Origin of the sequence: Acidovorax sp. FJL06, assembly GCF_003852545.1 — a bacterium.
In the GTDB taxonomy this organism is placed as follows: domain Bacteria; phylum Pseudomonadota; class Gammaproteobacteria; order Burkholderiales; family Burkholderiaceae_C; genus Acidovorax.
On record NZ_QAJR01000019.1, the window covers coordinates 123,298 to 144,272 of the forward strand.

The 20,975-nt window shown below is 61.7% G+C and carries 15 protein-coding genes and 2 pseudogenes; 4 read left to right on the top strand and 13 right to left on the bottom strand.

Annotated features, from left to right (window positions below):
* The first annotated feature begins 19 nt into the window (after positions 1-19).
* Positions 20-817, top strand: a complete 798-nt coding sequence (locus tag DBV10_RS12580; protein ID WP_124513987.1) for an outer membrane protein assembly factor BamD — start codon at positions 20-22, stop codon at positions 815-817.
* Here the strand turns inward: DBV10_RS12580 and DBV10_RS12585 are convergent.
* Together DBV10_RS12585 and DBV10_RS12590 are read right to left on the bottom strand one after the other, a co-directional pair.
* Positions 780-2,840, bottom strand: a complete 2,061-nt coding sequence (locus tag DBV10_RS12585; protein ID WP_124513988.1) for an ATP-dependent DNA helicase — start codon at positions 2,838-2,840, stop codon at positions 780-782. The genes DBV10_RS12580 and DBV10_RS12585 overlap by 38 nt on opposite strands.
* Positions 2,840-3,043: a YdcH family protein gene (locus DBV10_RS12590; protein WP_124513989.1), complete on the bottom strand. Its 204-nt coding sequence runs from the start codon at positions 3,041-3,043 to the stop codon at positions 2,840-2,842. Before DBV10_RS12590 ends, DBV10_RS12585 begins: the two co-directional genes overlap by 1 nt.
* 108 nt (positions 3,044-3,151) lie before the next feature.
* On the opposite strand from DBV10_RS12590, the gene DBV10_RS12595 reads away from it, so the two are divergent.
* The gene (locus tag DBV10_RS12595; RefSeq protein WP_124513990.1) at positions 3,152-3,958 is read left to right on the top strand and encodes a PP2C family serine/threonine-protein phosphatase; all 807 of its coding nucleotides are present in this window, start codon (positions 3,152-3,154) and stop codon (positions 3,956-3,958) included.
* 227 nt (positions 3,959-4,185) lie between these two features.
* Here the strand turns inward: DBV10_RS12595 and DBV10_RS12600 are convergent, their stop codons facing one another.
* The 5 genes from DBV10_RS12600 to DBV10_RS12620 form a co-directional block, all read right to left on the bottom strand.
* Positions 4,186-4,887 carry a hypothetical protein gene (locus DBV10_RS12600; RefSeq protein ID WP_124513991.1) on the bottom strand — a complete coding sequence of 234 codons (702 nt, stop codon included), beginning with the start codon at positions 4,885-4,887 and terminating at the stop codon, positions 4,186-4,188.
* Positions 4,884-5,981 (bottom strand): cell division protein ZapE, encoded by a 1,098-nt coding sequence (gene zapE / locus DBV10_RS12605; RefSeq protein WP_124513992.1) that lies wholly within the window; start codon positions 5,979-5,981, stop codon positions 4,884-4,886. The genes DBV10_RS12600 and zapE overlap by 4 nt, the downstream gene beginning before the upstream one ends.
* A gap of 88 nt (positions 5,982-6,069) precedes the next feature.
* Entirely contained in the window at positions 6,070-7,497 is a 1,428-nt protein-coding gene (gene lpdA, locus DBV10_RS12610) for a dihydrolipoyl dehydrogenase (RefSeq protein ID WP_124513993.1), read from the bottom strand.
* Between the two features lie 90 nt (positions 7,498-7,587).
* Positions 7,588-8,853 carry a 2-oxoglutarate dehydrogenase complex dihydrolipoyllysine-residue succinyltransferase gene (gene odhB / locus DBV10_RS12615; RefSeq protein WP_124513994.1) on the bottom strand — a complete coding sequence of 422 codons (1,266 nt, stop codon included), beginning with the start codon at positions 8,851-8,853 and terminating at the stop codon, positions 7,588-7,590.
* A 52-nt stretch (positions 8,854-8,905) separates the two neighbouring features.
* Positions 8,906-11,785: a 2-oxoglutarate dehydrogenase E1 component gene (locus DBV10_RS12620; protein WP_124513995.1), complete on the bottom strand. Its 2,880-nt coding sequence runs from the start codon at positions 11,783-11,785 to the stop codon at positions 8,906-8,908.
* Positions 11,786-12,027: 242 nt separating this feature from the next.
* Here DBV10_RS12620 and DBV10_RS12625 point away from each other — a divergent pair, with 242 nt between their 5' ends.
* Entirely contained in the window at positions 12,028-13,089 is a 1,062-nt protein-coding gene (locus DBV10_RS12625; protein WP_124513996.1) for an AI-2E family transporter, read from the top strand.
* Positions 13,090-13,130: 41 nt separating this feature from the next.
* Here the strand turns inward: DBV10_RS12625 and DBV10_RS12630 are convergent, their stop codons facing one another.
* Positions 13,131-14,696 (bottom strand): methyl-accepting chemotaxis protein, encoded by a 1,566-nt coding sequence (locus DBV10_RS12630; protein WP_124513997.1) that lies wholly within the window; start codon positions 14,694-14,696, stop codon positions 13,131-13,133.
* Between the two features lie 505 nt (positions 14,697-15,201).
* On the opposite strand from DBV10_RS12630, the gene DBV10_RS12635 reads away from it, so the two are divergent.
* Positions 15,202-16,494, top strand: coding sequence for an integrase (locus DBV10_RS12635; RefSeq protein ID WP_233247174.1), 1,293 nt, complete (start codon positions 15,202-15,204; stop codon positions 16,492-16,494).
* Between the two features lie 60 nt (positions 16,495-16,554).
* Here the strand turns inward: DBV10_RS12635 and DBV10_RS12640 are convergent.
* From DBV10_RS12640 to DBV10_RS12655, 5 genes and pseudogenes are all read right to left on the bottom strand, one after another.
* Positions 16,555-17,926: pseudogene (locus tag DBV10_RS12640) on the bottom strand (Y-family DNA polymerase).
* Between the two features lie 5 nt (positions 17,927-17,931).
* A complete protein-coding gene (locus DBV10_RS23370) occupies positions 17,932-18,105 on the bottom strand; it encodes a S24 family peptidase (RefSeq protein ID WP_326938737.1) in 174 nt (57 codons plus the stop codon).
* An 82-nt stretch (positions 18,106-18,187) separates the two neighbouring features.
* Positions 18,188-18,259, bottom strand: a pseudogene (locus DBV10_RS23375) (peptidase); the annotation flags it as partial.
* A 776-nt stretch (positions 18,260-19,035) separates the two neighbouring features.
* The gene (locus DBV10_RS12650) at positions 19,036-20,307 is read right to left on the bottom strand and encodes a DUF3987 domain-containing protein (protein ID WP_082493278.1); all 1,272 of its coding nucleotides are present in this window, start codon (positions 20,305-20,307) and stop codon (positions 19,036-19,038) included.
* Positions 20,308-20,632: 325 nt separating this feature from the next.
* Entirely contained in the window at positions 20,633-20,860 is a 228-nt protein-coding gene (locus DBV10_RS12655; protein WP_082493275.1) for an AlpA family transcriptional regulator, read from the bottom strand.
* Positions 20,861-20,975: the final 115 nt, after the last annotated feature.

The window sequence follows — 20,975 nt, forward strand, 5'->3', positions numbered from 1 at the left end:
TTGCTGAAAGCCTCCGTCGATGCTGCGTGCTCCACTGCCCCTTGTTTCCGCCTTGCTGGCCGCCGGTTTGTTGGCGGGCTGCTCCAGCACCCCCGAGGACAAAACGGCTGGCTGGAGCCCCAACCGCATCCACGCGGAAGCCAAGGACGAAATGAGCAGCGGCGCCTATGACAAGGCGGTCCCGCTGCTCGAAAAGCTCGAAGGCCGTGCCGCCGGCACGCCGCTGGCCCAGCAGGCCCAGATCGACAAGGCCTACGCCCACTACAAGGCCGGTGAAAAAGCCCAGGCTGTCGCCACGCTGGACCGCTTCATGAAGCTGCACCCCGCCAGCCCCGCGCTGGACTATGCGCTCTACCTCAAGGGCCTGGTGAACTTCAACGACAACCTGGGGCTGTTCTCGTTCATCTCGCGCCAGGACCTGTCCGAGCGCGACCAGAAGGCCGCCAAGGACTCGTTCGAGTCCTTCAGCGAACTGGCCACCCGCTTCCCCGACTCCCGCTATGCGCAGGACGCGCGCCAGCGCATGACCTACATCGTCAACGCCCTGGCGCAGTACGAAGTCCATGTGGCCCGCTATTACTTCCAGCGCGGTGCGTATGTGGCCGCCATCAGCCGCGCCCAGGTGGCCGTGGCTGACTACCAGGGCGTGCCAGCGCTGGAAGAAGCGCTGTACATCCTCATCCAGTCGTACGACGCCCTGGGCATGACCCAGCTGCGCGACGATGCGCGCCGCGTGATGGACAAGTCCTACCCCCAAAGCACCTACATGAACGGCGGCCTCAAGGGCAAATCGGATCCGTGGTGGAAGGTCTGGTAAGCAGCGCCTGCAGGGCTTCGTCGAACGCCTCCGCCGACTCCAGCCGCCGCATCGGTGGCAATGCGGCCAGCAGGCGCTTGCCATAGCCCATGGTGACGAGGCGGGTGTCTCCCACCACCAGAATTCCCCGGTCCGACTCCCGCCGGATCAAGCGCCCCGCCCCCTGCTTGAGCGCCACCGCGGCTTCGGGCAACGCATAGGCCTTGAAGGCCTTGCCTCCGGCCTTTTCAATGCGTTGGGTGCGCGCCTCGACCAACGGGTCGCCCGGCGGCGGGAACGGCAGCTTGTCGATGACCACGAGCTGCAGCGCATCCCCCGGCACGTCAAACCCTTCCCAGAAGGTGGCGGACGCGACCAGCACGCAACCCGGCCGGCCATGCTCCGCCCCCTCTCGAAAACGCTCCATCAGCCGCCGCTTGGGCCATTCGCCCTGCACCAGCACCTCCAGCGTTCCTGACGACGCAAACCGTTTCTGGAGCGCATCTCCCACCGTGCGCAAGGCCTTCAGCGTGGTGGTGAGCACCAGGGTGCGCCCCCCCAGTCGCTCGGCGGCGTGGCCCACCCATTGCGCCAGTGCCGTGCTGTGTGCAGGGTCGGCGGGTGCGGGCAGGTGGCGCGGCACATACAGCGCAGCCTGCGCGTGGTAGTCGAACGGGCTGGCCACCCGCAGGATTTTCGCCTCCTGCAGGCCCGCCCGCTCGGTGAACCAGCTCAGGCGCTCATCATCGCCCAGCGTCGCCGAGGTGAAGATCCAGGCCCGCCCCGGGCCGGCAGGACGGGCATCCGGCCAACCATCGCCGTCCGCGCCCTCAGAGACCTCGGCGGGCGCCCCCAGCAGGCGGGTGCGCATGGCCTCGGCAATGTCCAGCGGCGATTCAACCAGGCGCAGCTGCGTGCCCGCATCCACCCAGCGCACCCCATCGGGATCGCAGGGGCCTGAGAACCGCGCCAGGCGCGCCAACAGCTCCGAGCCCCGTTCATACAGGCGCACAAAGTCCGGAGCGATCTCGCTGACCGTATCGAGCGCCTCCTGGGCCTGCACGCAGGCCAGCGCCACGCTGCGCAGGACGTTGCGCCAGGGATCCTCCGGGATGCCCTCCGGGGCCGCCCCATCCGTCCAGCGCAGCTTGCCCCCCGTGGCCGCACCGGCGACCAGGCGCAGGTCCCGCGCCGACAGCTCCACCAGGCGGGACAGGCCCACCCAGTCCGCCAGGCCCCGGGCATGCTGCAGGCCTGCGGCCAGCAGGTCCCTGCCGAAGTCCATCACCTGGCCCGTGGACAGCTGGGTGCCCAAAAATTGCACCCCGGTTTCATTGATCTGGTGCGCCTCGTCAAACACCACCACGCGCACGCTGGGCAACAGCTCGGCCATGCCCGACTCGCGCACCGCGACATCGGCAAAAAAAAGATGGTGGTTGATGACCACGATGTCGGCCGCCAGTGCCTCGCGCCGCGCCCGGTGCACATGGCAGGGGCGAAACCGGGGGCATTGCGACCCCAGGCAGTTCTCGCGGGTGGACGTGACCAGGGGAATCACGGGCGAGCGATCGTCCAGCCCCGTCAGCTCCGCCAGGTCACCCGACGGGGTGTGGTGCGACCAGTCCTCCACCTTGGCCAGCACACGCGCCACGCCCCGGTCCTGCGCCTGCGCGTCCTGGCGCGCCAACTCCATCCGGTACAGGCACAGGTAGCTGGAGCGGCCTTTGAGCAACGCCATGCGCACAGGCAGGCCCAGCGTTTCCACCAACCAGGGCAGGTCGCGTGCAAAAAGCTGGTCCTGCAGCGCCTTGGTGGCGGTGGACAGCAGCACCCGCTCGCCGCTGAGCAAGGCGGGAACCAGATAAGAAAAAGTCTTGCCCACCCCGGTGCCCGCCTCCACCACCAGGGCACCGCCCTCTTCGATGGTCCGCGCCACCGCCACGGCCATCTGGGTCTGGCCCTCGCGGGGCTGGAAGTGCGTGTCTGCCCGCTCCAGCACGCCACCGGAGGCAAACACCTCCGTCACCATGTCAACCAGCGCCATCAGGCCGGCTCTTGGGGTTGAAGCTCACGCTCCAGCCGGTCCATGGCGTCGCGCAGCACCAGCCGGCGTTTCTTCAAGCGCCGCAGCGTTAACTCGTCAGGCGCCGCATCGGGCGCGCAGCGATCGATCAGCGCATCCAGATCCGCATGCTCCATGCGCAATTCGATCAGTTGTCGGTGGGGTGAGTGGAGGCTGGATTTCAAGACAAGGGCTTGGCTGGCATGGCGAAAATGCCACAGGCGGGTGGATAATACGCGCTTGGCCCGTTTTCCACGACGAGCGTTTGCGCGCGCGCCCCCACAATCACCAGCATGACCAAAGCGTTTCGCCTCATCGCGTCCACCGGCATCCACAAGGGCGACCGGGAATACCAGCAAGACCAGGTCGCCCTGATCTCTCACGACCGGCACAACGGCTGCGTGCTGGGCGTGGTGGCCGATGGCATGGGGGGCCGCAGCGGCGGCCGCAAGGCATCGGACCAGGTCATGATGACGGCACGGCAGCTGTTCGAGCGCTACTCGCCCGACACCGATGACGCGGTGTCCATGCTCAAAAACATGGTCGAAGAGGCCCACATCGTCATCCGGCTGACAGCCATTTCGGCAGAGCAGGAGCCCCACAGCACGATTGCCGCCTTCCTCATCAACCCCCGGGGCGACTGCCACTGGGTGCATGCAGGCGACTCGCGCATCTACCATTTCCAGGGCCCCCGCATGGTGTTCCGCACCAGCGACCACTCTTATGTCCAGGCGCTGGTGGACCGGGGCGAGCTGACCGAGGCCGAGGCCAACAACCACCCCCACTCGAACATCCTGGTGGGCTGCCTGGGCACCGAGAGCGACCCGCCCATCACCACCCACATCATTCCGCAGCTGCAGCCGGGCGACGTGCTGCTCGCCTGCAGCGATGGCGTGTGGCATTACTTCTCGCCCACCGAACTCGCCTCAGTGGTGGATTCGCTGTCCCCCCGCGAAGCCACCGAGTTCCTGATTGAAAAAGCGCGCTCCCGGGCACGCGGCGGCGGCGACAACCTGTCGCTGGTCGTCGTCAAGATCGAAGCCCTGGTCGAAGAAAAAAAGGTCGCCCGCCTCGTCCCGATCGACGCAGGCCGCGCCTGAGCAACCCCACTCCACCGCCACGGGCCCCATCGCACCGGGGCACCGGTGGACATGGGGACATCGGCCCCTCTTCTGCGGCCTCCGGCAACAACAGGACACACCGGCCGCCCCGCCCTTACCGCTGACAAAGAGGCTGGCAGGCCAACCGGTGGGAAGAAAGGTCGCAAAAGGTCGCCGCGTTCCCAACAACGCAGTCCCTCGTCCCTTTTCAGGCGCCCCTTACCGGCTCAATGCACAGGAGTGGATGCCACTGGAGCCGGTGCCGGCAGAGGTGCTGCGGGCTTGCGCCCCTGCGCAGCGGCGTCAGCCTGGGATTTTTCGACCCGTGCACGGCGTTCGTCCGCCGCCTTCAGGGCTTCCGCATGGCGGACGCGCGCCTTGGCCGCGCGGTCGGCACTGGTGGCCGCACGGGTGGTCTGTTCACTGGTGTGCTGCTGGACCCGGTTGCGCTGCATCTGTGCACGCTGCTCGGCATCATGGTCCCGCTGCGCCTTGGTGCCCACAGGGTCCGCCGGGGCCTTGCGCACCACGGCGTCCCCGCCCTTGCCCTTGGACGCCGGGGCAGGCACGCCCTGCTGCTTCTCTTCGATGGAGCGCAGGCGTTCGGCCGCCTTCTCCCGGCGTTCGGCGTCGTTCAGCTCGACCTCCTGGGCGCGCAAGCGGTCCCCCGCCTCGCGCGCCTTGGCGCGAACGCCGCGCAGGCAATCTTCCACAGCAAACAGCTTGTAGCAGGCGGCTTCATCTTTCTGGCGCCCGGCGGCCAATGCCTCACGCTCGTGCCGAATGCGCTCATGTTCCGCCTTGCGCTGGACGGCCGCAGCCGTCATTGCGCCGTCGTCCTGCGCCACACCCTTGGCCTGAGCCCAGACCTGGGTCAATGGCAGCGCCAGCAACGCCGCAAGCACAGCAACACAGCGAAGTCGGATCATGTCAGCCCCGTATCCACGTTGCGGCGCTCCAGCGCCAGGAATTCCTTGGACTGCATCTCGTTCAGGCGCGACACCGTGCGCGGAAACTCGTGCGCCAGCGGCCCTTCGGTGTAGAGCTGCTCGGGCGGCACCGCGGCCGACAGGATGAGCTTGACGCGCCGGTCATACAGCACGTCCACCAGCCAGGTGAAACGCCGCGCGGGCGACGCCATGCTCACGGGCATGTAGGGCACGTCGGAGAGCAGCACGGTGTGGAACTGCGTGGCGATCTCCAGGTAGTCGTTCTGCGAACGCGGCCCGCCGCACAAGGTCTTGAAATCGAACCACACCACGCCGCCCGCCTTGCGCCGCGCACGGATCTCGCGCTGCTCGATGTGCAGCACCGGGTCTTCATCGTGCACTTCGGCCAGCTGGTCGAAGGCCTGGCCCATCTCGGCGTCGGCCTCGGCGCCCAGGGGCGTGTGGTAGAGCTTCACATGCTCCAGCGTGCGGCGCCGGTAGTCGGTGCCGTTGTCCACGTTGACCACTTCGAGCCGCTCGTTGAGCAGCGCAATCGCAGGCAGGATGCGGTCGCGGTGCAGGCCGCCCGGATACAGCTCGTCCGGCATGAAGTTGGAGGTGGTGACAAAACCCACGCCGTTGTCGAACAGCGCCACCAGCAGGCGGTGCAGGATCATCGCGTCGGTGATGTCCGCCACATGGAACTCATCGAAGCAGATGAGCTTGTAGCGCTTGGCGATGCGCTCGCCCAGCACGTCGAGCGGGTTCTGCGTGCCCTGCAGCGCCACCAGTTCGCGGTGCACCTCGCGCATGAACTCGTGGAAGTGCAGGCGCACCTTGCGCTTCAGGGGCACGGCGTCGAAGAAGCACTCCATCAGGAAGCTCTTGCCCCGCCCCACCCCGCCGTACATGTACACGCCGCGCGGAATGTCGGGCCGGTTGATCAGCTTCTTGATCGCGTTGGAACGCCGCGCCTTGTAGGCGGCCCACTCGTCGGCGCAGCGCTGCAGCGCATCCACGGCCCGCAGCTGGGCCGGGTCGCTCTGGTAGCCTTTGGCGGCCAGTTCGGCCAGATAAGCCTGTTTGACTGTCACGGGATGGGCACTCTTCCTTCCGATACTATGAATTGAATAGCTGCCAGCGCTTGTCCATCAAGCGCTGGCGCCTGTTTTCATTCAAATATCAGAAGTTCAGCGTGCGCTTGTCCACGGCCAGGGCGGCTTCCTTGGTGGCTTCGCTCAAGCTGGGGTGTGCGTGGCAGATGCGCGCGATGTCCTCGCTGCTGGCCTTGAACTCCATGGCAACGACTGCCTCGGAGATCAGCTCGCTGGCCTGTGGGCCCACGATGTGCACGCCCAGAATTTCATCGGTCTCGGCATCGGCCAGCATCTTGACCATGCCGGTGGTGTCGCCCAGCGCACGGGCGCGGCCGTTGGCCAGGAACGGGAAGCTGCCCGCCTTGTACTTGACGCCGTCGGCCTTGAGCTGCTGCTCGGTGCGGCCCACCCAGGCGATCTCGGGGCTGGTGTAGATGACCCAGGGGACGGTGTTGAAGTTCACATGGCCATGCTGGCCGGCAATGCGCTCGGCCACGGCAACGCCTTCTTCCTCGGCCTTGTGCGCCAGCATCGGGCCGCGCACCACGTCGCCCACCGCCCACACGCCGGGCAGGTTGGTCTTGCAGTCACCGTCCACCACGATGGCACCACGCTCGTCCAGGGCCAGGCCCACGGCTTCGGTGTTCAGGCCGATGGTGTTGGGCACGCGGCCGATGGAGACGATGAGCTTGTCCACGTCCAGCGCCTGGGCTTCGCCCTTGGCGTTGGTGTAGGCGATGCTCACACCCTTCTTGCCGGTCTTGATCTCGCCGACCTTCACGCCCAGCTCGATCTTCAGGCCCTGCTTGTCGAAAGCCTTCTTGGCTTCCTTGGCGATCTGCTCGTCCACCGCGCCCAGGAAGGTCGGCAGGCCTTCGAGGATGGTGACTTCAGCGCCCAGGCGGCGCCACACCGAGCCCATTTCCAGGCCGATCACGCCCGAGCCGATGAGGCCCAGTTTCTTGGGCACCGCGCCCACGCGCAGCGCGCCGTCGTTGGACAACACCAGCTCTTCGTCGAACGGCGTGCCGGGCAGCGCACGGGCGTTGGAGCCGGTGGCGATGATGATCTGCTTGCCAACGATGGATTCTTCAGCGGCACCTGCCACCTTGATCTCGTAGCCACCTTCGGCCGCCTTCACGAACGAGCCACGGCCATGGAAGAAGCTGACCTTGTTCTTCTTGAACAGGTACAGGATGCCGTCGTTGTTCTGCTTCACGACGGTGTCCTTGCGGGCAATCATCTTGGCCACGTCCATCTTGACGCCGGTGGCGGTGATGCCGTGCTCGGCGAAGTGCTTGTTGGCGTGCTCGAAATGCTCGGACGACTGCAGCAGCGCCTTGGAGGGAATGCAGCCCACGTTGGTGCAGGTGCCGCCGGGCGCAGGGCCGCCCTTGTCGTTCTTCCACTCGTCGATACAGGCCACGTTGAAGCCCAGCTGGGCGGCGCGGATGGCAGCGATGTAGCCGCCAGGACCGCCACCGATGACGATCACATCAAATTGTTTGCTCATGGGAAATCTCGTTCAGTCTGTTGGAGAAAGACCCACCGGCGGGCAGGACCAGAGGCCGGGCCACGCGGGTGGGTCGATGCAGTCAGGGGATCAGATGTCGAACAGCAGGCGCGATGGGTCTTCCAGCGCGTCCTTCATCGCCACCAGGCCCAGCACGGCTTCGCGGCCGTCGATGATGCGGTGGTCATAGGACATGGCCAGGTAGTTCATCGGGCGGATCACGATCTGGCCGTTTTCCACCACGGCGCGGTCCTTGGTGGCGTGCACGCCCAGGATGGCCGACTGGGGCGGGTTGATGATGGGCGTGGACAGCATGGAGCCGAACGTGCCGCCGTTGGAGATCGAGAACGTGCCACCGGTCATTTCTTCAATGCCCAGCTTGCCTTCGGCAGCCTTCTTGCCGAACTCGGCGATCTTCTTCTCGATGTCGGCGAAGCTCATCTGGTCTGCATTGCGCAGGATGGGCACCACCAGGCCACGGGGCGAGCCCACGGCGATACCGATGTCGAAGTAGCCGTGGTAGACGATGTCGTTGCCGTCCACCGAGGCGTTCAGCACAGGGTACTTCTTCAAGGCGTGCACAGCAGCCTTCACAAAGAAGGACATGAAGCCCAGCTTGGTGCCGTGTTCCTTGGTGAAGCTGTCCTGGAACTTCTTGCGCAGGTCCATCACCGGGGCCATGTTCACTTCATTGAACGTGGTCAGGATGGCGTTGGTCGATTGCGACTGCAGCAGGCGCTCGGCCACGCGGGCGCGCAGGCGGCTCATGGGCACGCGCTGCTCGGGGCGGCCGCTCAGGTCTTCCTTGGCGGCGGGAGCTGCCACCTGGGGCAGAGCCTTGGTGGGCACGCCGGTGGGGATCACGCTCGGAGCCACGGCGGCCTTGGCGCCACCAGCCACGGCGGCCAGCACATCGCCCTTGGTCACTCGGCCATCCTTGCCCGAGCCAGCCACGGCCGACACGGACAGGTTGTTGTCGGCCAGCAACTTGGCGGCGGCGGGCATGGCCACGTCGCCCTTCGATCCGCCCACGGCAGCCGTTGCAGCGACAGGCGCTGCGGCTGCAGCAACCGGTGCGGCAGCAGCCGCAGCAGGAGCGGCAGCGCCGGCCTTGCCTTCGGTGTCGATCTTGGCGATGAGCTGCTCGGCCACCACCGTGGCGCCGTCGCCCTGGATGATTTCAGCCAGCACGCCTGCGGACGGTGCAGGCACTTCGAGCACGACCTTGTCGGTTTCGATTTCGATGAGGATTTCGTCCACGGCCACGGCTTCACCGGCCTTCTTCTTCCAGGTCAGCATGGTGGCTTCTGCCACGGATTCGGACAGCTGAGGGACTTTGACTTCTACGATAGCCATATCAATTCTTTCGGAATGGGGTTCTGTTCTGTGTAATCGGGGGTCGCCGGCCTTACTTGGTCAGGACAAAACCCTTGAGCTTGGCAAACGCGCCGTCCACCAGCGCCTTTTGCTGTTCCTGGTGCAGGTGCGAGTAACCCACGGCAGGCGATGCGGACGCCGCACGGCCGGAGTAGCCCAGCTTCTGGCCTTCGAGCATGTTTTCGTGGATGTAGTGCTGCACGAAGAACCAGGCACCCTGGTTCTGTGGCTCGTCCTGGCACCACACTACATCGGTGGCGTTGGGGTACTTCTTGAGCTCGGCGGCAAACGCCTTGTGCGGGAAGGGATAGAGCTGCTCGACGCGCAGGATCACGACATCGTCCGCTTCCTTCTCGGTACGCTTTTTCACCAGGTCGTAATACACCTTGCCGGAACAGGCGATCACGCGCTTGACCTTGGCTGCCTTCTTGACGATGGCTTCGTCCTGCTCGGGGATCACCGTCTGGAAGCTGCCCTTGGTGAACTCGGACAGCGGCGAGGTGGCGTCCTTGTTACGCAGCAGCGACTTGGGCGTCATGATGATCAGCGGCTTGCGCAGATCACGCACCATCTGGCGGCGCAGGATGTGGAAGATCTGGCTGGCCGTGGTGGGTTGCACCACCTGCATGTTGGCATCGGCCGACAGCTGCATGAAGCGCTCCAGGCGGGCCGAGCTGTGCTCGGGGCCCTGGCCTTCGTAGCCGTGGGGCAGCATCAGCGTGATGCCATTGACGCGACCCCACTTCACTTCGCCGGAGGCAATGAACTGGTCGATCACGACCTGCGCGCCGTTGGCGAAGTCGCCGAACTGGGCTTCCCAGATCACCAGGGTGTTGGGGTCGTTCGACGCATAGCCGTATTCAAAGCCCAGCACCGCTTCTTCGGACAGGATGGAGTCGATGACGACGAAGGGGGCCTGGTTCTCGGCCACGTTCTGCAGGGGCACATAGGTGCCGATGTCCCACTTTTCACGCTTTTGATCGTGAATCACAGAATGGCGGTGCGTGAATGTGCCACGGCCGCAGTCCTCACCCGACAGGCGCACGGGGTAGCCGCTGGCCACCAGCGAAGCAAACGCCATGTGCTCGCCCATGCCCCAGTCCACGGGCGTGTCGCCACGGCCCATGGCAGCGCGGTCGTCATACACCTTCTTGACCAGCTGGTGCGGCGTCACGCTTTCGGGGATGGTGGTGATCTTCTCGGCCAGGCGCTTCCACTCGGCCAGAGGGATGGCGGTGTCGCCAGCGTCCGTCCACTTCTTGCCCAGGAACGGGCTCCAGTCCACGGCGTACTTGCTCTTGAAGTTGGTCAGCACCGGATCGACCGTGTGCTTGCCCGCATCCATGGCAGCGCGATAGGCCTTGACCATGTCGTCGCCCAGGGTCTCGCCCAGGCCTTGCGTGGCCAGCTTGTCGGCGTACAGCTTGCGCGTGCCGGGGTGCTGGCCGATCTTCTTGTACATCAGCGGCTGGGTCAGCGCGGGCGTATCTTGCTCGTTGTGGCCCAGCTTGCGGAAGCAGATGATGTCCACGACCACGTCCTTCTGGAACTCCATGCGGAACTCCAGGGCCAGCTGGGTGGCCAGCACCACGGCTTCAGGGTCGTCGCCATTCACGTGCAGCACGGGCGACTCGACCATCTTGACGATGTCGGTGCAATACAGCGTCGAGCGCGTGTCGCGTGGGTCGGACGTGGTGAAGCCGATCTGGTTGTTGATGATGATGTGCACCGTGCCACCCGTGGAATAGCCACGGGTCTGGGCCAGCGCCAGGGTTTCCTGGTTCACGCCCTGGCCGGCAAAGGCCGCATCACCGTGCACCAGCACGGGCAGCACCTGCTTGCCCTGGGGGTCGGCGCGGCGGTCCATGCGCGCGCGCACCGAGCCTTCGACCACCGGGTTCACGATTTCCAGGTGGGACGGGTTGAACGCCAGCGACAGGTGGACCGGGCCGCCGGGGGTGGTCACGTCAGAGCTGAAACCCTGGTGGTACTTCACGTCACCCGCAGGCAGGTCTTCGGGGGCCGTGTGGTCGAACTCGGCGAACAGGTCCGCAGGCATCTTGCCCAGGGAGTTGACCAGCACATTCAGGCGGCCACGGTGGGCCATGCCGATCACGATTTCCTGCACGCCCTTGGCACCGGCGGACTGGATCAGCTCGTCCATCGCGGCGATGAAGCTTTCACCCCCTTCGAGGGAGAAGCGCTTTTGGCCCACATACTTGGTGTGCAGGAAACGCTCCAGGCCTTCGGCTGCTGTCAGGCGGTCCAGAATCTGCTTCTTCTTGTCCACACCGAAGCTGGGCTTGCTGCGGATCTTTTCCAGCTTTTCCTGCCACCAGCGCTTCTGGTTCTGGTCGGTGGCGTACATGTACTCGGCGCCGATGGAGCCGCAATACGTTTCGCGCAGGGCATTGATCAGCTCGCGCAGCGGCATCGATTCCTTGCCGAAGAACGTGTTGCTGGTGTTGAACACGACTTCCTGGTCGGAATCGCTGAAACCGTAGAAAGAGGGTTCGAGTTCGGGGATCGCGGGGCGCTCGGTGCGCTTGAGCGGATCCAGGTCGGCCCAACGCTGGCCCACGTTGCGGTACGCAGCAATCAGCTGCTGCACGGCCGTGCGCTTGCGGCCCAGTTCAGAGTCCGCACCGGTGGCGACAACGACTTTGGTGCCGCCCTGCTTTGCGCGCTCTGCAAAGGCATTGACGACGGGCAGGTGGGGAACGTCCTTGGCATTGCTGCCGTCCACTGCGGGCACATTTTGCAGCGCGTCAAAGTACTCGCGCCAGTTGTCTGGCACGCTACCTGGGTTGGCAAGGTAGTTTTCGTACATCTCTTCGACATAGGGCGCATTGCCGCCGAAGAGGTAGGTGTTGCCTTGGTAGGCTTGATAGACGGATGTCGTATCGCTCATATTCCGCTGACCTCCGCTTTCCTTGGGAAAGCATTAGCTGGTTGAGAAACCTTCCGCGACACGGCTGAACCGATTGGCGGATGCGACTGTGGCTGGGGAAGGGCCTTGGTACGGGCGGTATTGTGCCACTGAACAGGGAATCGCCCAACCGATGGGGGTTCCAGGCACCCACCACCCCAAGGAATGGGAGCCTCGGGCAGGGCCTCGCGTACATTCCGGGTATCCCATTGCCACGGACCAACATGACGCCCAACAACCTCCAGGACAAAGCCTTTTTGCTGCTGCTGATCCTTGTCACCATCGCATTCGGGGCCATCCTCTGGCAGTTTCACGGCGCCGTCTTCTGGGGCGTCATCCTGGCCATTCTGTTCGCGCCCTTGCACCGCAAGCTGCTCACGCGCATGCCCAAGCGCCCCACGCTGGCCGCCCTGTGCACGCTCGGGCTTTGCCTGGTGGTCGTGATCCTGCCCATGACGGCCATCACCGTGTCACTGGTGCAGGAGGCCAGCGCCATCTACGAACGGATGCGCTCGGGCCAGCTCAACTTTGGCCTGTATCTGCAGCAGGTGATCGCCGCCCTGCCCGCCTGGGCTGCCAACCTGCTGGACCGGCTGCACCTCACCAGCGTCGGAGAGCTGCAACAGAAACTCTCTTCGGTTGCCGTCCAGGCCAGCCAGTTCGTGGCCACGCAGGCCCTGAGCATCGGCCAGAACACGCTGGAATTCATTGTCAGTTTCGGCATCATGCTGTACCTGCTGTTTTTCCTGCTGCGCGATGGCGCCAGCCTGGCCACGCGCATCGGCCAGGCCACTCCGCTGGACGATGCCCACAAGCGGCAGCTGGTCAGCAAGTTCACCACCGTGATCCGCGCCACCGTCAAGGGCAACATTGTGGTGGCGGCGTCCCAGGGTGCGCTGGGCGGCCTGATCTTCTGGATTCTGGGCATCCAGGGCCCCGTGCTCTGGGGCGTGCTGATGGCCTTTTTGTCGCTGCTGCCTGCCGTGGGTGCGGGCCTGATCTGGGTGCCGGTGGCCATCTACTTCCTGGCCACAGGCGCGGTGTGGCAAGGCGCCGTGCTGACAGCCTTCGGCATTTGCGTGATTGGCCTGGTGGACAACGTCCTGCGCCCCATCCTGGTCGGAAAAGACACCAAGATGCCCGACTACATTGTGCTCATCTCCACCCTGGGCGGCATGGCCCTGTTCGGCCTGACCGGGTTCGTGATCGGCCCCGTCATCGCTGCCCTGTTCATGGCCAGCTGGGACCTCTTTGCGCCTCACCGTACCGACACCGCAAGCCGCTGATCCATGCGCTGATCGATGGAACGACCTGACCCGCGCGCAAATCAGTGAACCTCCACCCCCGTTGAGCCCGACAGCTTGAAGAACGCCACGGCACTGACCAGCTCCGCCGCCTGGCCATTCAAGCTGCTGGCCGCTGCCGCCATTTCCTCCACCAGCGCAGCGTTCTGCTGGGTGACCTGGTCCATTTGCGTCACGGCCTCGCCCACCTGAGCGACCCCCTGGCTCTGCTCCTCGCTGGCCGCACTGATTTCCCCCATGAGGTCCGTCACGCGCCTGATGGCGCTGACCACCTCCGTCATCGTGGTGCCGGCCTGGTCGACCAGCGCCGTGCCCTGACTCACCCGGGAAACGCTGTCGTCAATCAGCGCCTTGATTTCCTTGGCCGCCCCGGCACTGCGCTGCGCCAGGCTGCGCACCTCGGTCGCAACCACGGCAAAACCGCGCCCTTGCTCACCAGCCCGGGCGGCCTCGACCGCCGCATTCAGCGCCAGGATATTGGTCTGAAACGCAATGCCATCGATCACGCTGATGATGTCTGCGATTCTCTTGCTGCTGTCGTTGATGCCTCTCATGGTTTGAACCACCTGGCCGACCACCTGGCCCCCATGCACCGCCACCGTGGAGGCACTCATGGCCAGCTGGTTCGCTTGCCGTGCGTTGTCCGCGTTTTGCCGGACGGTAGAGTTGAGCTCCTCCATGGATGCAGCCGTCTCCTCCAGCGCGCTGGCCTGCTGCTCCGTGCGTGCGCTCAGATTGTTGTTGCCTTGCGCGATTTCGGACGACGCCGTGGACACATTCTCGGAGTTCTGCCGCACCATGCTCACGGTACTCACCAGGCTTCGCTGCATGCGCTGCAAAGCCGCCAGCAGCTGCCCTGTCTCGTCCGTGGTGTGGATCTGGATGGTCGTGCTCAGATCCCCTTCGGCCACATGCTCCGCCAATTGAACCGCGCGGGTCAGGGGCACGGTGATCGAACGCACCAGCCAAAGTGCGGCCGCAACCGCCAGCGCGACGGCCAGGAGTGCAATCACCAACAGCGTCGCCCGCGCACTGAAGTAGGTTTTTTCGGAGGCTGCACGAGATTCTTCCGAGCCATCGCTGTTGATCTTGACCAGGTTGTCCAGCGTCAGCATGGCCGCATCGAACTGCTTCCTGGAATCCCCCTCCAGCAAGGCGCGGGCTTGGTCGTTTTCATTCTTGCGAGAGAGCGCAAGCACCCGGTCATCCACCTCAAGACAGCGTTTCCATTCCTGCACCAACTGGGCATGCGCCTTGCGTTCGCCGTCACCGCTGATCAGCTTTTCATAAAGCACCAGCGACCGATCCAGCCTCTGCCGATCGGCCACCACCTTCCTGTCGATGGACTCCATGGCCGCAGCATCGGTGTTCATGACATGGCCCAGCACCAGCATGCGGACGGCCAACAACTGGGAGTCCATCTCATTGGCGGCCCGCACGCTCGGGAGCCAGTTGTCGGCAATCTCCACGGTCGCCGCGTTCAGGGTCGACAGCTGCCATGCAGCAGCCCCCGCAAGGCCCACCAGCAGCGCTACCAGCAAAGCAAACGCTCCGTAGAGGCGGGTCGAGATTTTCAGATTTTTCATCATGGCGCGATCTTTCTTGTAGATCCGCCGCCTGACACGCCTCCCGGTCATATGTCAGTGGGCGGACCTTTTGAAGCTTGGGGCCATTGGATTAAGTTGAGCTTAAGAAAGACTTGGCTGCGGAGGCCACCGGACCAGTTCCTGGCCAAGGAAATGGCTCCGAGCATCCCTGACCGGGAGGCACCGAGCGAGGAGCAAGCAGCGGTGCCGGCACTTCAGACATGGGGCCGCACCCGCAAATGGGCGCAGCAAACAAAAAGGCCCTGTATTGCTACAGGGCCTTGAATGGGTGGTAGGACGTACTGGATTCGAACCAGTGACCAACGGATTAAAAGTCCCTAAAAGCTAGACAACAATGGACATTGCTGGACTGTCACCAGCACCATAAACCTTTGTTTTTAATAGATTTATTGTCCAAATCAGTCCGTTAGTGGGTGATACCATTCACGCTCAAACTGTCACCAGACTGTCACCAGACTGTCACCAGGGTGGCAAACGGACTTAGATCATGGCTACGAAAACCAGCGGACAAAGTATCAACGAACTGTCGCCAGGGCAGTTCCTGAAAATGGGCAAAGTGATCCCGTCAGGATCGTTGGAGGTACGAAAACTAGCATCTGGTGCCGTCACCTTCTACTGGCGCGTCACGATCAACGGCAAGACCGCTCGCGAAGTGATCGGGATATACGACCCGAGTGCGCCGCCCAAAAGCTTGAAGCCGACAGGCAAGGGGTTTTCTGTCTTGGCGGCAATGCGTGCCGCAGAGTCTCTAGCAGAGCAGCATCATGCCAACATGGCCAACGGCGGATTTGCTGGCGTGAAGGCAGCCGCACAGGAGGCGAAGGACAAGGCCAAAGCAGCAAAGCTGGAAGCGGCAAAGTTCACATTGGAGGCGTTGCTCACCGACTACTGCGACCACCTGAAAGCCCTGGAACGCGATTCGCACAGTGACGCCCGAAGCATCTTCAAGCTGCATGTGCTGGAGGCATGGCCCAAGATCGCTGCCCTGCCTGCCAATGAAGTGACTGTAGAACAGATAGCAGACATGATGCGCCGGGTAATTGAGCAGGGAAAAGCTCGCACCAGTAATAAGCTGCGCAGCTATATCAGGGCTGCATACCAGACAGCGAAGGCTGCACGCTCCAAACCCAGCATTCCGGTGAAGTTCAAAAGCTACAACGTCACCCACAACCCTGCGGCAGACACAGAACCCGACGAAAGCGCCAACAAGGCTGACAAGCGCCCCCTGACAACTGAGGAGCTTCGTTCCTACTGGCAAGCCATCAAGCTCCTGCCAGGATTTCAGGGTGCGGTCCTGAGGCTACATCTTTTAACTGGTGGGCAACGCATCGCGCAACTGGTGAAACTGCGTACGGAAAACGTAACGGCTGAAAGCATCATGCTCTTCGATGGCAAGGGTAGACCTGGCAAGCCTCCCCGCCCACATACGGTGCCGCTGATCCCTCAAGCCGCGGCTGCGCTGCAGGAGTGCGAGCCACAAGGCACCTATGCCTTGAGCACCGACAAAGGCGTTACTCACCTTGCCGCGACCACACTGAGCGCGTGGGCAGTCGATGCCACCACGCTGGCCGACTTCCAAGCAAAGCGTATTCGTTCGGGTGTGGAGACCATTCTTGCCCGCGCTCGTATCAGCTCAGATGATCGTGGCCGCTTGCAGTCGCACGGTATCAGCGGGGTACAGAACCGTCACTATGACGGGCATGACTATATGGAAGAGAAGCGGCAAGCGCTGGAAACATTGTTCCGCCTACTGGATGCACCTGAGGGTAGTTCCGCATGAAGGACTACCCGCGGTCCTGCCTTCTGGCGGAATTGATTCGTCCGGACCGAAGCAGGTCAGTCAGCCTGTAACGACAGCCAACTCCTGCCAGTGGGTGGTGTAGCGCGGCGTGCGCCTCTCCTGCTTCATCTTCCAGCTGGGTTGTACGGCGCCTAGTTGGAGCAAGCGGCCATGTTCGATACCACCACTTGCCAGTTTGACAGTTCCTCGGCCATAGCGGGTGTTCAGGTTGTCGATAGCACTCATCACCCGACTGCGGTCTTTGGTGACTCGGCCCGTTGCGGATGAAGGCTCACCCCAGGCCAATTCACCCTGCACAAATCCTTCCGGCATGAGGTCCAACAGGAATACTCCGGCTTTTGCGTAGTTGAAGCCTGGGCGGTAGATGGCCTTGAGGGTTTCCAATGCGGCGTTGACCAGCACACCGGTGTCCTACGTGGGACGCACCAGTGGCAACACTATGGAACGGGAGTACTGATCGTCCTGACGCCTGAACGGGCTGGTTCTCACGAAGGTGAGAATCTGGCTGGCCTGCTGCTTTTGGCGCCGGAGCTTTTCAGCAGCACGCGACGCGAACTCTGTAATCGCCTGCGCCAGTTCTGCCTGTTCAGTCACAGGGTGACCGAAGCTGCGGGTGCAGGCGATCTGCTGTATAGGCAAGGGGGCGTTTTCCAAGTCTATGCAGAGTATGCCTTGCAGCTCTCGCACGGTGCGTTCCAGAACTACTGACCAACGTCTGGCAACCACCACTGGGTCGAGTTGCACCAGATCTTGAACGGTGGCGATGTCGATGTCTTTCAACTGTCTGCCGATTTGTGGCCTCACCCCCTCAGACTTCAGTCACAGCGGTGCGTTCGAACAAGGTTCGTTTGTCGTCGTCACTGAGTATCCCCAGGTGGCAAATCTGGGCGATGGAGCCGTCTGGACCATGACCTGGAAAGCGCTCGGGATAGACACCGGGTTTGCGTTCGGCAGTTTTGGCGATGTGGTTGGCCAGTTTGGCCAGGGTTTTTGTGGGGCCGATACCGATGCAGGTGGGGATGCCGGTCCATTGCAATAGCCTCTGCCTGATGAGTCGGCTTCTTCGGATCATGTCTCCCCGAATGCCTGCGAGATCGATAAAGCTCTCGTCGATGGAATAGACCTCCTGCTGGTGGCCTAATCCCGCCACGAGACTCATCATGCGGTCGCTCATATCTCCGTAGAGAGAGAAGTTGGCTGACGGGGCTACCAGACCAGCTTCTTCTTCCAGATGTTTGATCTGGAACCAGGGGGCCCCCATCTTGATACCCAGCGCTTTGGCTTCGTTGCTGCGGGCGATGGCGCAGCCGTCATTGTTGGACAGCACCACGACGGGACGGTCGTTAAGGTCCGGTCTGAATACGCGTTCGCAGGACACGTAGAAATTATTGCCATCGATCAGGGCGTACACGTTGGTCAGGCCTTGAACTGTTTGATGGCGGCTACCACGACGCCCCACACCTGAACAGTCTGGCTTTCTTTGGGAACGAGGTCGGGGTACGTGGGGTTGGCGGCTTTGAGTTTGATGCGCCCTGCCCTTATCTGCAAGGTTTTGCAGACGAATTCGTTTTCGACAACAGCGACGACCACATGACCAGAGCGGGGGGGTGATGGCGCGATCTACCAACACCACGTCCCCGTCAAAGATGCCGACATCACGCATGGACTCCCCACGGATGCGCAGCAGGAAGCTGGCTTGTGGATGTTTAATCAGTTCGGCCATCAGATCCACACGCTGAACCATATTGTCTTCTGCGGGCGATGGGAACCCGGCCTGGACGGAGCTAGGACGCAAATCGCCGACCAATATCGGAACGCTGGAGTCAGCCCCCCGGCCTACCAGTGGCCATGGAACCTCACCTTACATGAGTCAGTCCTGGCCAAGTCGATGCGGATCCCGCACAGACTGAACACTGTCGCGGACCCATCCACGAGTTCACGTGGATGTCGGCCCGATGCATCTGCCACACCGTATGGCCAATGCTCACAGCCAGCCCCAGACCTTTCGCAGCCATGTGGGCGAAGACACGCGAGGAGGCGTACTGTACTGGCGGTACTTTTGCTGGACGGTCATGGCATGCTCCGGATAAGGCTGGATGAAATACTGATTGTTTATCCAGTATACAGAAACACTGTGTTTTCAGCCAGTTCCATCTCAGCCTAACCTATCAGTGGCCTGAGACCCTTTCCCTTTATCTGATCGCACCCTGTTGGCTGCTATTGAATCTGGACCGGGTCGTGCACGCGGGACACTCGTGCGTTGCTATCAACACCTCGGCGGGCGCAGCATCAACTAGCTTCGCAAGGACGCTTGGTGAGCCATCGGACGCAACATTGCCTCCATACTTAGAGCGATAGAAAAGATGAGCGCCCCACAATGACAAAGCCGCCTGACAAGGCGGCTTTGGGAGTGTCATCGTCGGCATCGCCAGCAACAACTGCGGTCCATTGCAACTCAATCCTAGGCTGAAGAGCACCGAGGGAAGGAGGCAACCATCTACAGCTGCCCCTACCCACATATCAGCCCCTCCCAATCGTCGGCGGCTGGTAACTTCTGGATCCAAGGCCATACCGTCCGTTCGGACTGTCCAAGTAAGCAAAATCCTTCATCAGATTCAGCACATTGCCAGGGGCTGGATTTGTCAGAAAATACTCGCGATTAATTTTCAATTGCATTTCCCCCCTAATATCCTGCACCTCAACAACACCTTTCTTTTCCAGCGCGCGGATCGCCAAGTCCAAATTCTCTCGCTTCGGTGGCCTGAAACAATTAGGCCCCATGTCCCTGACCTCCCCCACTCTGACGTTGAACATGGCCCTTTTTACTTTGAAGCGAGCCCATAGCCATTCCTCAAGCACTCGTGCGTAGGTTTGCTCGTCGCTCAGTTCACCGATTCGGCCAAAGAGGCGTTGGAACTCGAGCAGATACCAAGTACAAACGTGGAGCGCTGCTTTCATGGTGTCGCCTTCGATGAATCCAGTTTTTCCCCCCATCAGATGAAAAATCCCTGCGATTTTTAGGGCATTAGCTCTCATCTTCGCGACAGCATCATCAACATCGCTAAAGCGCCCTCCCGGTTTGATGGACTCACGCAGCTTTGCGAAATACTCAACAAACATCATGTCGGCGCTCGGAGAAGTCATGATAACATCAAATTTAAAATTATCATCATGCCTTCTCCTCATTCCAATACTTAAAAAATCTGCTAGCTTGGCCTGAAGCAATGGCAGAGCCTTAAAGGGAGCATTGGATTCTGCAACTGTCTCAGGGATCTCGGAAATTTCACAAATGAGGGCACGCCCAACATTGCCCATTTCACGAGACCGCTGAATGTACTTTTTTACTGCATCATGTTGGATCGAGTAGTTTTGAGTTACGACAGGCTCCTCAAATACCATTTTACATCCCTTCCGAAGAACAGACATATGTGAGGAAGGATCGTGAAGATCATTGAGCGTCGCCAAGTCTCCTTTGGATTTACCAGAAAAAAATCTCTCTGCCTCCGCAATACTGATGGTAGTTACAGGAATTCCTTTGTTCAAAACCTCAAGAATTCCAGCAAGAGTTGCATCCTGAATTAATACATTTTCCTCCTTTGGCAGTCGCGGCTCTTTTTCCTGGAGTTCCTCCTGATCTCTTTCATAATCATCATAGTCCTTACCTTGATTGACGCATTGATTAATGAATTTATCGATTAAGCGAACCTTTATTTTATGAATTCGAATTTTAATTTCGTGCGTCTTCAACGCCTTTTCATGAATTTTATCTTGCTCACTCTGATACTCTCTCAGGAAAAAAAAAGCAAATCATCGACGGTCGTCTTACCCGCTCCGCGAATCCCGATTGTCAGGACACTCAAGTTCAATCCGACAGTTTGGGCATTGGACCCTTGCACCTTGATGGCAGGTTGATGCGCAGCGGCGCAAGCAGCAAGGAGTGCTCCTCCGATAAGCTGGGGCTTCAAGCCCCGCCGTTGGGAAATTTCAATTAAGACTTCACGTAAGAGATCTGGAAATTGCTCAACGGGATACGGCCCAGGTTCAAAGACCTGATTGTCGGCGGTCGTGATGTAGCGTCTAGTAACTAGCGCGTTAGGGGTTTGCGGTTTGTGCATAGTCACACCACACGTCGCGTTGTAGCCGTCAGATCAAGCCACGCGAGAACCTCTGCCCGAGGCCAGCCAACAGATCGGCTATTGGCGGTCCCCAAGCGCACTCTCCGCGGGAACTTCTCGTCATACTGACGACTGCGGGGGTTTCCCTTGGCATAGATCGTGGAACGGCCTAAGCCGGTGAGAGCCTTTAGCTCGTTTAACCGGCAGATGCCGGAAGTTGTTGTGGTCATTGCGACTCCTTTCAAAGAGACTCAATGGTCGCCAAAGCTCAACTTAGCGTCATCTTCGGAATTTTCACTGTATAAAATAAAGGGGTATCTATTTAGCTCCAGTGGCATCAGAATA